We start from the raw sequence: 14,567 nt of genomic DNA, 5'->3' as shown, positions 1-14,567 counted from the left end.
TTGCGATATATTATTTTTGTTGTTTACTGTATGCTTCTACCTCGTTATATAGTTTTGTCGAAATTTGTTGACCATGTTTTTTTGCGTTTTGAAGATCCAAAAAGGCCGATTTAAAGTCTTTAAGTTTAATATAACAAGTTGCTCTATTCATATATGCGTTCCCATCTTTTCTGTCAATGAAAATCAAACTGCTGTAATCCTTTGATGCTTTTCCATATTGTTCAAGAATGAAGTAAGCTTTTGCTCGGTTTTTATAGGCACTTACTCTACTAGGGTCTAATTCAATTACTTTTGAAAAATCAGAAATAGCTTTTGTGTTTTTTTCTAGATTTAGCATGGCGATTCCTCTATTGTTATAAGCGTCAATATGATTTGGGTCAAGGGCTATCACTTTACTTAAATGTTTAAAGGCTTTCCTGTATTTTTCTTTATTCAGATAATAGACGGCCAGATTAAAATGGGCTTTTACATTTTTAGGGTTGATTGACACTGCTCTCTGTAAATCAGATTTACACTCGTCTGATTTGTTAATTTTAAGATATAATGAAGCACGATCAATGTAAAATTCTTCCTTATTGGGTTCAATATCTATACAAATATTCAACTCCTTAATGGCAGCAGGGTAGTTTTTCTTGATTTGGTAAATAGTAGATTTATTATTGTGTTCTTGCCAACGACTTGGATCTCTTTTTAGAGCTTCATCAAGTGCGTTTAAAGCTTCATTATATTTTTGCATTCTAATGTATTCTACTCCCAAATATCTATAGGGCCTCGACTTAACGGGAGGATTGGTTGTGACATCATACCATAAAGAAAATTCGTTTTGCCAAACCTTGTTCCTATTGTAGCTCATCATACTAAAGATTAAGATGATGGTTGAAAATATTAAAATGGTATTAGTTTTAGAGGTTTTCTGAAGAGATAATGGAAATAATAAGGTGGTGAAAATAAAATAATATCCAAAAGAAGGTAGATAAAGTCTGTGTTCAAACATTACATCCCTAATGGGAATAATAGAAGATTCCACCAAAAGTGTAATGTAAAACCAAAATATACCAAAAGTGATGAGCTTGTTTTTCTTGAAAACAAGAATTCCTAAAGTCATAATTCCTAAATGTCCTATAGTAGCAATTAATTCGTAAGTTCCCAAGAAACTATTTGAAACGATGATATAGGGGTCGAAATTTTGATTGATAGGTAGAATTAATAGGTAGATGTAATTAAAAACCACCTTGGTTTGTGTGGCCAAATATTCAAACCTTGTAATATCATTGGTTTCTTGTGGTAGAATATCTATAGTTAAAACTACAAGTCCAATAATGGTATAGAGTGCTGATAGACTATAAATAGTTTTTTTTGCCATCTCTCCGTTGGGCTTTCTAATGAAAACAATTTCCATTAATAATAATAAGAGAGGAAGAACAAAACCATTTTGCTTTGAAAAACTAGAAGCATAAAAGAGTATGAGTGTTAGTAAATAGTATGGCCAACTCTTTTTAATTCCACCGTGGAAATAATGGATTCTGGCTTTGAAATAACTGATGCATGCCAAAATGAAAAACAGACCAGCCATCAAAGTCATTCTCTGTACAATGTAATTGACACTCTGTGTTTGAATAGGATGGCTCAGGAAAAGAAGAGCGGTAAACAGAGCGATAGCCCTTGATATAGATTGGTTTTGATTGGAAAACTGTTTTGTATTTTGAAGAAGAAGTATGCTAAGAAAATATACTGAAATAGAAGTTAATATATGCATTACTATATTTACGAAATGATAGCCAAAGAGGGAAAAGTCATGGAGCCAATAATTTATGGCAAAAGTAAAGGATGAAAGAGGCCTTTGATAGATGTTTGACCAATAATCTAAACTTAAAAAGGTAGATAGTTTCTTAATGGTATCATTATTTTTTATAAAAAAGAAGTCGTCGAAATGAAACGTAGCATGATAAGTGTTGGAATATATGAGAAAACCTAAAACAGCAATAATGGAAATCATTAATGGTGTAATGTGTTTTTTGAAAAAATCTATATTCGATGCTCGCTTTTTTCTTTTTGACATTGATTGAGTTTAGGTAGTCATGTTTCTTTTGCTATGTATAAATAGAATGGTATTCCATTATTTATAAACAATATTAATACTTTTTTTGAAAAAATACTATAACTATTTTGTTTTATAGATTTGTATAAAAATATACCTTTTAATAAAGATTTTACAAAAACCTGTTCGGCCTAAACTCAATAATGATAATCTTATAGTCTATTTATTTCAAGAATTTTTAAATGAATCTTCTATAATTACCTAGATTTATTAGTGTAAATTTGTGTTGGATTTAGTTTTGCATACCCTAATTATCCACAATACAGTATTTACATCGGAAATTTCCCTTAAAATCAGCATATGAATATCTTATTAGTAAATATTTGGCTTGCAAATCTAACTGGGACAGAAGTATATATTCGAGATTTAGCAATTAATTTATTGGATCGAGGGGTTGATGTTGAAGTTTTTTCACCAGTTATAGGTGAGACGTCTAAGGCCATTAGAAATGCGGGCATAAATGTGGTTGATGATATAGATAAATTGTTGATTAAGCCAGATCTTATTCATGCTCATCACTATATATCAACAATGGAGGCCATTTGTCGATTTCCAGATGTTCCTGTGGTTTATTTCCAGCACGATAGAATCCACCTAGTTGATCACCCACCTAGATATTTTGGAATACGAAAATATATGGCCGTAGATTATAATTGCCTAGATAGGCTATTGATTGACAATAGAATTGAAAAGGAAAAGACAGGAGTTTTGTATAATTGGGTTGATACTGATCGTTTTAAAAGAAGGATCCAGTTTAAGAAGAAACCATTAAGAGCACTGGTTTTTAGTAATTATGCTACAAGTGATAATCATTTCAGGAATATTCAAGAAGCATGTTTAGCAGAAGGAATAGAGCTTGATGGTATTGGCTCAGGCTTGGGTGAATCTCTTTCTAATCCTGAGATGGTATTGAATAATTATGACCTTATTTTTGCAAAAGCAAAAGCAGCAATCGAAGCTTTGTCAAGTGGAGCTGCTGTTATTATTAGTGATTTCCGAGGACTAGGCGGCATGGTTACTAGTGAGAATTATGATCAATGTAGGCGACTGAACTTTGGCATGAAAACGATGACGAAGCAGAATGATGTTCATTTGCTTAGAGAGGAAATAAGAAAGTATAATGTAGAGGAGAATAAAGTTCTTTCTGAGAAAATTCGTAATGATGCATCAGTTACTCAGTTTATGGATGCCTTGATTCCTATGTATCAATCTGTAATCGAATCTTCGGAACCACTATCTGACTTTGAAAAAATGGAGGATGCTAGGGTAATTAGAGAATACAAAAGTTTGAGAATTACGCTTTTTGAACAGAAGGTTAATCAGTTAAAGGAGTTGCATAGAGAAGAATTAGTAAGAATCAGTTCGGTCGCAGAACTTAAGAAACTTAGAAGTGAAATTAGAACACAAGCCCAATTGCTGGAGTATCGATTAGCAATAATAAAAAATAAAGAGGACAGGATTGAGGCTATCAGTAAATCCTGGTCATACCGTATTGGGCTTGGCCTTACTTTTCCGTTTCGTGTTGTTTATGATTTGCTGAAAGTAAAGTAAAAAAATACTTCAGTATTGTTTGTGCTAGTTATTTGCTTTTTTAATGGCTGATTTAGCAGGATTGCCATAAACTCTTTCACCATCAGCAATGCTTTTGGTAACTACACATCCCGAGCCTATTAAAACATTCTTTCCAATATGTAAATCAGGTAAGATACAGCTTCCGCCTCCAACTCTCGTATGACTACCAATACTTGGTGGACTAATAATATCATTCATATACTTATCATTCATTGTCACCACTCCAGGGCCTATGAAAGTATCAGAATCTATTTTGACTCCTCTAGTAATATGGCATCCTGTTTGAATAGAGACATTATCACCTATTTCCACATCCCCACAAATATTACAAAAAGAACCAATCGTACAGTTTTTCCCAATTTTAGCCCCTGATTGAATTAAGGTGAAGGATCCTATTCTACTACCTTCCCCAATCTCCACATCATCTTGTATTTCAGTAAGACTAATATTGTAAAATTTGACTTTTTTGTGTCTAGCCCTAAGTATTAGATTTCTAATCATTCTCATTGCTTCTTTGTTTTCTTAAGATTGAAGCCCGTAAGCTCCAAATCCTCTTTCCAAATTTAATAATTCTCTAAGTTTTTTAGAAGTCATTAACTTCCTTTGATGGATTTTTGCCAAAGAATGAATTCGTGACAATAAATCTATATTTGTGGCTAAAGTCTTCTTATCACAATCAAACCAATTGTTATCCTCTAATCCAACTCTAACTCCTCCTCCCATAGCTATAGAAAGCGCATTCATGGGTAATTGTGTATTCCCAATTCCTCCCAAACTCCATAATGAATGCTTTGGTAGGCTATTAATCAATAGGCCTGAATGCAATAAATCTGATTGCGCACCTGCAATATTTCCTAATATGATATTAAAATAATGAGCATTCCCTAAAAGTCCTTTTTGCTCTAAATATTTGGCGTAGTTAACCATACCCAAATCAAAGGCTTCAAGTTCAGGAAGTATTTTCTTTTTCTGCATTTCCAACGCGAGATTTTGAATCATTTCCGGAGAATTCATGCTTTCTGTTTGGCTAAAATTTAAGGAGCTTAATGTTAAACTTCCCATGTCTGGTTTTAAATTCCCATCTAAGGATAAAACTTCAGCTCTTTGTTCAAAAGCTTTATGATTTCTTCCACTCAAAGAAGCGCATATAATTAGTTCAGGACTTATTTTTCTTATTCCTTCAATAATTTTAGCATAGATTTCACTTTTAAAACTAGGTTCACCTGATATGTATTCGCGAGCATGTATGTGAACCATGCTAATTCCAATCTCATAGGCTCGGTGTGTATCTTCAATAATTTCCGTAATTGAAATTGGGGCATTCCTATTGCTTTGTTTGGTAGGAATCATACCAGTGGGGGTGAAATTTATGATGAGGTCTAAATAGTCCATTCGCATTATTATTTTGGTAAATATATGAATAAAGGTTTGACGCTTTTGATATAGTAAATGGAAAAAGAATATTTTTTAGCATTAGTATGTGATTATAAACAATTAAATTCCCTTGAAAATGTTTGGAATTTGGGTTAGAAAGCTTACTTTGGAGTGGCTCGAAAAACTGGAATGCTGACACAGTCATATGAACTATCGATGGCCCTTGACCAAATTTATAAGGAATGTTTGATAATTATGTTTATTCAAGTTATAAAAATAATAAGGTTTATCGATTCCGCTGTATTTGCAGCCTCTCCTATTGATGGTTTATTGTTTTTTTTATCAGAAGTTGGTTTGGAGGTTAATCTATTTAAGTTGGCGTTTTCAATCGTAGCCGTATACTTGCTTGCGGTACACGTGTTCGCTATTAATGATTGGTTTGATTATCCTAGAGATTTAAAAGATCAAAACAAAAGGTCTAGAGCTGATATGGTTTCACGAAAGGCCATATTGATATTATCCGTCATTTCAGGTTTTGGAGCTTTCGTTTTTTTGAGTTTCTTATCCTACACTTCTGTGTTTGTTGGAATCGTTTTGGTAATATTAAGTTTTTTATATTCTGCTTCTTGGCAGAGTTACCATGGAAAAGGAATACCAACATATTCTTCATTTCTACATATTTTAGGAGGTGTGTTTTCTTTTCAATTAGGCGTTTCTATTTTTGGAGATATCTCAAGTTTATCTATATTTATAGGGTTTATCATAGGGTTCTTTTTGGCAGGGGGGCATTTAATTCAGGAATTGCAGGATAATGAAGGAGATAGAATAAACGGTGTTGGAACTAATGTTGTAATACTTGGAAAAAAAACAAGTTTAAATGCAGCATTAATATTTTTTACCTTTGGACATTCGATGTTGTACTTCTTGATTGATAATCTTGATTTATCAATGTTGATCTGGGCTAATACAGTCACTGCAATTGTTATTATTGCAATTATTGTGTACATAAGGAGTTATTATTTAGGTTTTAAAGTTGTATCTAAACTAAGAGCTTTATATCGATTCATTTATTTAATTTTCGGCTCTTATATGATTTTCGAAGTATTACTTAAAACTTTATTATGAAAGATTTGGCAAGAAAAATCGCATTTTTAACATTACTATTTAGTATGTTATTTGTATTCTGTTCTAAATTGAATGCTCAAAATAAGTTAGGAAATCTAGCCGATAAAGCATTTGAAAAACTCCAATAAAGCCAGCTAAAATGCGGGACCTGGAGGGAGGATTATAATTTTGATACAATACCCAGAAACCTATGTCATGAATTAGAGGTATATACTGGAATGCTAATTTCAAATTTGATTAAGCCTCTCTCTAATGAATTTGATGTATCATCGTTAATTTCAAATGTGTATCAATATGTGAAGCCACAGGTGGATAGTAAGAGTGGTCTTTTGAAGTATTATAAAAGATATGTGAATCTGCCTGAGGATTTGGATGTTACGAGTTTGTTTTGGTGGACTTGCTTTGATGTCGATTCTTCTTTAATACAATCAGTCTTAGACACATTAAAACAATATAAAAGTGAGAATGGATTGTATTATACTTGGTTTCGAAAAGATGGACTAAAAGGCTTTCCAGAGGTTGGTGAGAAAAATAATCCGTTGGATCTAATATCAAATATTCATGCTTATTTGTTTTTATATAAATTTGCTCCTGCTGAGGCAAAAGAATTATGTTTAAGTATAAAATCGAATAAGATTGTTAATAATTCTGATTATTGGGTATTTAACAACAGGGCTCCATGGCTATTTTATATTGGACAAATTGATATGGATAATTGTGATTGTGGGATTAAAAGTAAATCTACTGATAAAATCAAAAGTATCAAATCTCAGGTTTATTATTCTGAGATGGCAAAATTAATTCGGGAATTATCTTTAAACGAAAAAAACGAAAAGGCTAAAGAAAAGGCATTAGAAATGCTCATTGCTTTAGCTAAAGAAGATTTTAAATATTTTACTGAGTTCCCGCTCTTAATGCATCATAATGATATAACTGCAGAAGTGAATTCTACATTTTGGTCATGGGATTTACCATATGCCTTGTGGTTGAGATTGTATCATGAATATAATGTTAATTAAGCTTTTTAAATACTGATATAATATAGACTTAAAGTATGAAAAAAAAAATATTTACTCTATGGTTGCTTGGGATTTCCTTGGTCTCCATAGCTCAAGTCACATTCGTTATAGAGACTATACCTGATAATACCCCAGAGCAGGATTTTATTTATATTGCTGGAAATATGAATGGCTGGAACCCTGGAGATGAAAACTTCAAACTAGAGAAGAATGCTGATGGGAAATTTCAAATTATATTAGAAGAACAATCAGAAGGAACATTACTAGAATTTAAATTTACCCGTGGCGATTGGGGAACAGTAGAGAAAGATGAAAATGGCCAAGAAATGGGAAATCGTCAGTTTACCTATGGAAATAATGAAACCATCAGCTTTCAAATTGCCACTTGGGCCGATGGCGGAAGTGGAGGAGGAGGTTCTACAGCTACAGAAAATGTAAGCATATTATCAGAGGATTTTTATATGCCCCAACTAGATAGAAACAGAAGAGTTTGGCTTTACCTTCCTCCAGGTTATGAAGAAAGTCAGATGAGATATCCAGTATTATATATGCATGATGGACAAAATCTATTCGATAGCTTTACTTCTTTTAGCGGAGAATGGGAAGTGGATGAGACTTTAAATGAATTGGCGAGTCAAGGTTATCAAGTGCCTATTGTTATTGGAATAGATAATGGAGGAGGCCATCGATTAGATGAATACTCTGCTTGGGTAAACAGTCAATATGGTGGTGGGGAAGGACGAGAATATATGGAGTTCGTTGTAGAAACCTTAAAGCCTTATGTGGATGAAAATTACCGGACCCTACCAAATAAAGAAAGTACAGGAATTATGGGAAGCTCCTTAGGAGGATTGATTTCTCAGTTTGGAGTTTTTGAGCATTCTGATGTTTTCACTAAAGCGGGTTTGTTTAGTCCCAGCTATTGGTATTCGGATAGTGTTTGGACATTCACTGCGGAAAATGCCAATCCTCAAAACCAAAGGATTTTTCAATTGGTTGGAGCGTTAGAAGGAGCGAGTATGGTCAATGATATGGAGACCATGCACGATAATCTGATCAGTTATGGTTTTAGTGAATCTAAATTAGTCTCAAAAGTGGTGTCAAATCAAGGTCATAATGAGGCCTTTTGGCGCTCAGAATTTGAGGAGGCTTACCTTTGGCTATTCTCCGATTTTGCAAATGATATTTCTGAATTAGCATCCTCAAAAAAACTATTGCTATCTCCTAATCCAGCGAAAGATTTGCTATTTATCGACCTCAAACAAATCGATTCTATATCTATTTATAATATCAAAGGAGAAGTGGTTCTTGAATTTCAAGATATGGAAGATGGTAGAATAGATATACACGATTTATCCATTGGCTTGTATTTTATAAAGCTGAGTTCTGATCAATTTATCTATTCAGAAAAGTTTATCAAACTATAGTTTAAGCTCTATTTTTTAATGATTTTATGTTGACTGATGGTTCCATTTTGGCTCATTATCTCAACTAAATAAACGCCATTTTCTAGATTCGAAATATCAAAACTCAAATCGCTAGCTTGACTATTAAAAACTCGCTCTACCACTTTTTGTCCTTGAATATTAATGATAGAAGCACTAATCATTTGACTTTCTCCAAAACTAATTTCGATGCGATCCTCTGCGGGGTTTGGGTAGATATTAATTCGATTTAGTTGTTTATCATCAACACCAGATGCATTTAGGCAATCATGAGAGAATGGTGTTCCCCATTCTTCAGTCTCAGTTTTGTAGTATTTTATTTTATCAGCCATTAAAAAACCTCCTTTAAAGACACATGTCTTACCTATATTCTCTATGAAATGATAGCCAGCAGGAGTTGTTGCTGAACCTGAATTATCCATAGTTTCGAAAAACCAGACTATTCGTCCACTAATGGTATCTGCATTTTGAGTTTCCCATATTTGATACTGGAAATACTTTTTATTTGTTTGATTCCAACCAATTTTAAAGAAATAATTAAAATCCCAATAAGAGTTTGTCTCATCTTGATTTAATGTGGGGATGCTTTCTCGTAATTCTATTAAATATGGATATGATTCTGTTGTTTCATATTGAATGTTGCTGTCTGTAGCAGGATAATAGTCACATATTCGGAATGAGTAGATAATGTCAGAATAGCCTATTTCTTTTTGAATGACCCTTTTTATTCTATTGACAATTTTATTATTTGAGATTTCAATTTCGGAATGTACTTCATTTCCTATTTCTAATCCTCGTATCAAATCTTTATAGTAATTATAAAATCCATGAGTTTCATCACCTTTCTCAATTCCAATTAAATGAAAAGGGTAATTGATTTCATGCTGTGATAGACCATCAAGTTCATTAATCTGAAGGTGTTTAGTAATGCCATAATTTTTACTAATAATTATTTCTTTATTATGGTAATAACTCTCTTCTAGAATATTTCCATTGAAATCTTCTACTTTTAAACTGATAATAACTACACTGTCCCAAACTCCATCCATAATTTCAATATAAATAGGAGTTTGGTATTTGCCGATTAGTATAGCTTCATCCTCATCATTTTCATATATTATCCATTCTTCAGATTGACGAGAATACATGTTTAGTGTAATTACTTTTTCTCGACAATTATAAAAAGTAGTATTACCTTGCAAGTCAACGAATGCAGAATCTCCAAAAATATTAGTATATGGGTATATTGTTATATTTGGATTTCGGTCATATTGGTATGCATAGGGATAAGAATAGAACATTTTCCCGTTCTCTACCATTTTTTCCTTCTCAATGACCATTTTTCTAGGGTTGTAGATTTTGTAATCCATTACAAATTCACTAAAGTAACTTATTATATCACTTCTGATGATGGTATAGTCTGAAACTTGTGAAAATGACGGTAAGGAGATTACAATAATAAAGATTAGAAGAACCAATTTTTTCATAATTATGTGCTTAGGGTACTATATGCTAAATTAATTAAAAATATAATATTGTACGTTAGTTTTGGTAATTACATTTTTAATTTACTTAGTCAATAAACAGCATTTATTGTTTTTCGATGTAATTTTTCATTTCGTAGATTCAATGTAAATAATTATTTGAATAGTTTACTTTTAATGATTTTATGTTGACTGATGGTTCCATTTTGGCTCATTATCTCAACTAAATAAACGCCATTTTCTAGATTCGAAATATCAAAACTCAAATCGCTAGCTTGACTATTAATAACTCGCTCCATTACTTTTTTTCCTTGAAAATTAAATAGGGAGACTTTAGTAATTTGAGTTTCGCCGCAATTAATTTCGATACGATCCTCCGCTGGGTTTGGGTAGATATTAATTGGCTCCACTTGATTTTCGATAAGACCGGTCGAATTGATGCATTCAAGGGTGAATGGTATTCCCCATTCTTCTGTTTCGGTTTTATAATACTGTATTTCATCCGCCATAAGATATTCACCTTGGTAGGAGCAAGTGCTGCCAATATTCTCAATAAATTGATGTTTTGCAAAAGCCCCCATGCCCAATGGTCCCCAAGTGTCAAAAGACCAGACCACTCTTTGGTTTATCATTTCGGTTTCTTCACTTTCCCAAATTTGATATTCAAAATATCTATTATTGGTACTTTCCCAATTGTTTTTGAAGAAATAATTAATGGCCCAATAGGAATTATTGTCATCTGGATCTAGTGCTGGAATACTTTCTCTCAAATCCATCAGATAAAGATAGGTTTCTGTTGTTTCATGGGAAATTATAGTGTCTTCAAGAGGATAATAATCACAAATTTGGAAGGTGTAGATAAAATCGGAATAGCCTATTTCTTTCTGAATCACTCTTTTAATTCTATTGATGATTTGGTTGTCAGAATTTTCAATGGTAGAATGAACTTCATTTCCAATCTCTAAGCCTGAAATTAAATCACTATAATAATTATTCATTCCCATTATTTCATCACCTTTCTCTATACCTATCAAATGGAAATCAGAAGCGTAATGAGAGGATAGTAGGCCATCGAATTCATTGATTTGAAAATGATCACCTATTCCATAATTTTTACTGATGATTACTTCTTTTCCATGATAATAATGGTCGTCTATTATTAATCCGTCATTATCGATAACCTGCAACTGGATGATGGCTGCCCTATCAGAAACGCCTTCCATGATTTCTTCATAGGAGGGACTTTGGTAGCTACCCATTAATTTAATACCATCTTCTTCATAGATTATCCACTCTTCAGCTTCGCCATTATATTTGTTGAAAGTAAGTTGTTTGTCTCTACAATTATAAAAGGTGGTATTCCCTTCTGCATCAACAAAAGCAGAATCCCCAAAAATATTAGTATTGGGATATATGGTATTAAATTCATCTTGATCAAATAGATAGGCCGAGGCATAAGAATAAATCATTTTACCATCTTCAAGATTTTTCACATGGTCAATCTCCATTTTTCGAGGGCTGTAATAGCTGTTGTTATTAAGGTTTCCGCTAAAGTAATTTTCCATCTCACTTCTGATGATTGTATAATCTGCATCTTGAGAGAATGAAGGAATAGAGAAAAATAGGATGCCAAATAAAAAGAATAACTTTTTCATAATAATGTGCTTAGGATATAATGTGCTAAGGTAGTGAAATAAATATATACATGTACGTTATCTGATGTGGAAGTTTTTAATGCTATATTGGTTGAATATCATTGCTTTTAATTTCTAGAAATTCAATTAAATTCGCGATACTAAATATTCGTATCGATATTCATGCTAGAAAAAATCAAATAATAATTATGATTGGATTTCTAAAGACAAAACCTGCCCAGCCTTTAAAAGAAGCCCAGCAAGCAGATGAAGATTATAAAATCATGCGCTTGCGAGTATTTCTAGGAATATTCTTGGGCTATGCAGCCTATTATCTTGTTAGAAAGAACTTTTCTTTAATCATGCCCGATCTAATAGAGGAGGGCTATACCAAAGCGCAATTGGGTTGGGCCTTGTCGGCTATTAGTATTGCCTATGGAATCAGTAAGTTTGTAATGGGAAGTGTGAGTGACAGGAGTAATCCAAAAGTATTTTTGAGTTTAGGTTTGATATTGTCAGCTGTGACGATGATGGTCATGGGGCTGATTCCTTTCTTTACCAGTTCAGTTGTTATTATGTTTGTTCTACTATTTCTAAATGGATGGTTTCAAGGAATGGGATGGCCGGCTTGTGGAAGGATAATGGTTCATTGGTTTTCCAATAAAGAGCGTGGAACAAAAATGTCTATTTGGAATGTGGCTCATAATGTGGGTGGAGGTCTCATTGGCCCTCTGGCTATTTTGGGTTTGGCTATATTTAATGATTGGCACAGTGCTTTATATTTTCCGGCTATCATAGCTTTTGTTATTGCGATTTTAGTTTACTATTTAATGGAAGACACCCCTCAAAGCTGTGGTTTGCCTAGTATTGAGAAATGGAAAAATGATTATCCTGAAAATTATGATCAAGAGAAGTCAGAGCAGGAATTAAAAGCCAAAGATATCTTTATCACTTATGTTTTAAAAAACAGGATGCTTTGGGCTATCGCTATAGCTAATGCCTTTGTTTATCTCATTCGTTATGGCGTGCTCGATTGGGCACCAACCTACCTCTCGGAAACCAAAGGTTTGGATATCACCACAAGTGGTTGGGCTTATTTTTTATACGAATGGGCAGGGATTCCAGGAACATTGTTAGCTGGTTGGTTAAGTGATAAAGCTTTTAAAGGGCAAAGAGCTCAGGTGAGTATTATTTATATGTTTTTTGTGCTGATATTTGTTTTCGTTTATTGGTTCTCTTCTAGCTTAATGCTTATCAATATTTCTTTAATCGCTATTGGATTTTTGGTTTATGGCCCCGTTATGTTGATTGGAGTTCATGCTTTAGATTTAGCGCCTAAAAAAGCCGCCGGAACTGCCGCCGGATTTACCGGTCTTTTTGGATATTTAGGTGGTGCACTATTTGCTAATATTGCCATGGGTCATATTGTTGATTTATATGGTTGGGACGGTGGATTCTATGTGTTGATAGCTGCTGCCATCATTTCTATTTTTCTTTTACTATTTACCATAAAACCATCGAAATAATGAGAAAAAATTGGTTTTCTTACCTTGCACTTTTGCTATTGTTTTTGATAGTGGGATTCGTTATGTCCTTTGTCTTAAGTTTAGTAGAAGAGAAATATAATAGTGATTCGAAAGAAGTGAAAAAAATATTTATTCCAAAAGATATAGTGATTGCCCACCGAGGAACGACCTATTGGGCCCCTGAAGAAACAGAAATGGCTTACCGCTGGGCTAGAGATATTGGGGCCGATTATTTAGAAGTGGATGTGCAAAGGACAAAAGATGGTGTATTACTTGCATTACATGATGACTTGCTAACTCGAACCACCAATATTGAAAATATTTATCCAGAATTATCTGAAAGGCCCTCCTCATATTTCGCTTTTGAAGAATTGATGAGCTTGGATGCTGGTGCTTGGTTTTATGAGAGCGCTTCGCAAGTAGGGACAGATTATTATTCATCTGAGATTTATTTGAAGAAGACGGACAAACCTGCTTTCTATTTCAATTCTGAAGGCGAGAAAGTATTGTTTGAAGGTGAAAACATTTATGTTGGAGGAAGTCAAGGAGTTTCAACTTTAGAGGATGCAATTAGAATTGCAGAAGGATATAGAATTGCTAAAGATTCATTGGGAAATAGAATCTATGAAATAATAGAAGAGGAAGGAGTAATACATTATCGTTTCTTTTATGTGAAGGATGAAGAAGATTCAGGTCATAGACCCGGGGTTTATATAGAAATCAAAGAACCCCAGCTTTTTCAGGGAATAGAGGAGGATTTATATCAAGAACTGTCTAGATTAAATTGGAATGTGCGCACGAAATCAGATTCTGATACTTTAGTTAGTCGAGAAGGAAAAGTAAATATGGGGAATACGAGTGCGAAAGTCATCTTACAAACCTTTTCTCCAGAAAGTTTGGTGAAGCTGAATCATATATTTAAGGGAAGCGTTCCAATGACTTTCTTGTTGTGGCTAGGAGATGATAATATGATGAAAAATGATAGCATCACCTATTTTGAAAACTTGGCTTTTGCTAAGCAAAATGGAGCTCATATTATAGGGCCCAGTATTGCAGGTCCACCAAATAATTATTCTGATTTGCTTACCGAGCAAAATGTAGAATGGATAAAAAGTCAAGGTTTTCTCATTCACCCATACTCTTTTGATACTCGTTTACAAATGCTGCAGTATGGTGCTGACTCAGATGGGATGTTTACCAATCGAACCGATTTGACTATCCAATATTTTGAGCAAACAAAAAACGCAAAGCAGAAAAATTAATTCCTTGCCCTGCGTTTCCAAATTAGGC

Annotated in this window: 11 protein-coding genes; 6 read left to right on the top strand and 5 right to left on the bottom strand. The window is 33.4% G+C overall.

Features of this window, described 5'->3' with window-relative positions:
• Window positions 1-10: 10 nt before the first annotated feature.
• Entirely contained in the window at window positions 11-2,059 is a 2,049-nt protein-coding gene (locus tag HNS38_RS02575) for a tetratricopeptide repeat protein (protein ID WP_172279566.1), read from the bottom strand.
• A gap of 339 nt (window positions 2,060-2,398) precedes the next feature.
• On the opposite strand from HNS38_RS02575, the gene HNS38_RS02570 reads away from it, so the two are divergent.
• Window positions 2,399-3,649: a glycosyltransferase family 4 protein gene (locus HNS38_RS02570; RefSeq protein ID WP_172279564.1), complete on the top strand. Its 1,251-nt coding sequence runs from the start codon at window positions 2,399-2,401 to the stop codon at window positions 3,647-3,649.
• A gap of 24 nt (window positions 3,650-3,673) precedes the next feature.
• Here HNS38_RS02570 and HNS38_RS02565 read toward each other — a convergent pair whose 3' ends face one another.
• Window positions 3,674-4,171 (bottom strand): acyltransferase, encoded by a 498-nt coding sequence (locus tag HNS38_RS02565; RefSeq protein WP_172279562.1) that lies wholly within the window; start codon window positions 4,169-4,171, stop codon window positions 3,674-3,676.
• Window positions 4,172-4,192: 21 nt separating this feature from the next.
• Window positions 4,193-5,062: a 3-keto-5-aminohexanoate cleavage protein gene (locus HNS38_RS02560; protein WP_172279560.1), complete on the bottom strand. Its 870-nt coding sequence runs from the start codon at window positions 5,060-5,062 to the stop codon at window positions 4,193-4,195.
• Between the two features lie 153 nt (window positions 5,063-5,215).
• Between HNS38_RS02560 and HNS38_RS02555 the strand changes: the two genes are divergently transcribed.
• The 3 genes from HNS38_RS02555 (at window position 5,216) to HNS38_RS02545 (ending at window position 8,615) form a co-directional block, all read left to right on the top strand.
• Window positions 5,216-6,169: a UbiA family prenyltransferase gene (locus HNS38_RS02555; protein WP_172345932.1), complete on the top strand. Its 954-nt coding sequence runs from the start codon at window positions 5,216-5,218 to the stop codon at window positions 6,167-6,169.
• A gap of 233 nt (window positions 6,170-6,402) precedes the next feature.
• Window positions 6,403-7,188 carry a hypothetical protein gene (locus HNS38_RS02550; RefSeq protein WP_172279556.1) on the top strand — a complete coding sequence of 262 codons (786 nt, stop codon included), beginning with the start codon at window positions 6,403-6,405 and terminating at the stop codon, window positions 7,186-7,188.
• A gap of 35 nt (window positions 7,189-7,223) precedes the next feature.
• A complete protein-coding gene (locus tag HNS38_RS02545; RefSeq protein WP_172279554.1) occupies window positions 7,224-8,615 on the top strand; it encodes an alpha/beta hydrolase-fold protein in 1,392 nt (463 codons plus the stop codon).
• An 8-nt stretch (window positions 8,616-8,623) separates the two neighbouring features.
• Here the strand turns inward: HNS38_RS02545 and HNS38_RS02540 are convergent, their stop codons facing one another.
• Window positions 8,624-10,120: a T9SS type A sorting domain-containing protein gene (locus tag HNS38_RS02540; RefSeq protein WP_172345931.1), complete on the bottom strand. Its 1,497-nt coding sequence runs from the start codon at window positions 10,118-10,120 to the stop codon at window positions 8,624-8,626.
• Between the two features lie 152 nt (window positions 10,121-10,272).
• Window positions 10,273-11,772 carry a T9SS type A sorting domain-containing protein gene (locus HNS38_RS02535; RefSeq protein ID WP_172283653.1) on the bottom strand — a complete coding sequence of 500 codons (1,500 nt, stop codon included), beginning with the start codon at window positions 11,770-11,772 and terminating at the stop codon, window positions 10,273-10,275.
• Window positions 11,773-11,960: 188 nt separating this feature from the next.
• On the opposite strand from HNS38_RS02535, the gene glpT reads away from it, so the two are divergent.
• Window positions 11,961-13,277, top strand: a complete 1,317-nt coding sequence (glpT, locus tag HNS38_RS02530) for a glycerol-3-phosphate transporter (protein WP_172283655.1) — start codon at window positions 11,961-11,963, stop codon at window positions 13,275-13,277.
• Window positions 13,277-14,539 carry a glycerophosphodiester phosphodiesterase family protein gene (locus tag HNS38_RS02525; protein ID WP_172283657.1) on the top strand — a complete coding sequence of 421 codons (1,263 nt, stop codon included), beginning with the start codon at window positions 13,277-13,279 and terminating at the stop codon, window positions 14,537-14,539. The genes glpT and HNS38_RS02525 overlap by 1 nt, the downstream gene beginning before the upstream one ends.
• The last annotated feature ends 28 nt before the right edge of the window (window positions 14,540-14,567 follow it).

Origin of the sequence: Lentimicrobium sp. L6, assembly GCF_013166655.1 — a bacterium.
In the GTDB taxonomy this organism is placed as follows: domain Bacteria; phylum Bacteroidota; class Bacteroidia; order Bacteroidales; family UBA12170; genus UBA12170.
The sequence above is the reverse complement of the archived record's forward strand: the minus strand, read 5'-3'. Positions and strand labels throughout refer to the sequence as shown.

Bases quoted from the DNA above. Each gene is read 5' to 3' on its own strand.
- HNS38_RS02565 (WP_172279562.1), bottom strand. From the start codon at position 4,171: ATGATTAGAAATCTAATACTTAGGGCTAGACACAAAAAAGTCAAATTT.
- HNS38_RS02535 (WP_172283653.1), bottom strand. From the start codon at position 11,772: ATGAAAAAGTTATTCTTTTTATTTGGCATCCTATTTTTCTCTATTCCT.
- HNS38_RS02540 (WP_172345931.1), bottom strand. From the start codon at position 10,120: ATGAAAAAATTGGTTCTTCTAATCTTTATTATTGTAATCTCCTTACCG.
- HNS38_RS02575 (WP_172279566.1), bottom strand. From the start codon at position 2,059: ATGTCAAAAAGAAAAAAGCGAGCATCGAATATAGATTTTTTCAAAAAA.
- HNS38_RS02560 (WP_172279560.1), bottom strand. From the start codon at position 5,062: ATGGACTATTTAGACCTCATCATAAATTTCACCCCCACTGGTATGATT.
- glpT (WP_172283655.1), top strand. From the start codon at position 11,961: ATGATTGGATTTCTAAAGACAAAACCTGCCCAGCCTTTAAAAGAAGCC.
- HNS38_RS02525 (WP_172283657.1), top strand. From the start codon at position 13,277: ATGAGAAAAAATTGGTTTTCTTACCTTGCACTTTTGCTATTGTTTTTG.
- HNS38_RS02545 (WP_172279554.1), top strand. From the start codon at position 7,224: ATGAAAAAAAAAATATTTACTCTATGGTTGCTTGGGATTTCCTTGGTC.
- HNS38_RS02570 (WP_172279564.1), top strand. From the start codon at position 2,399: ATGAATATCTTATTAGTAAATATTTGGCTTGCAAATCTAACTGGGACA.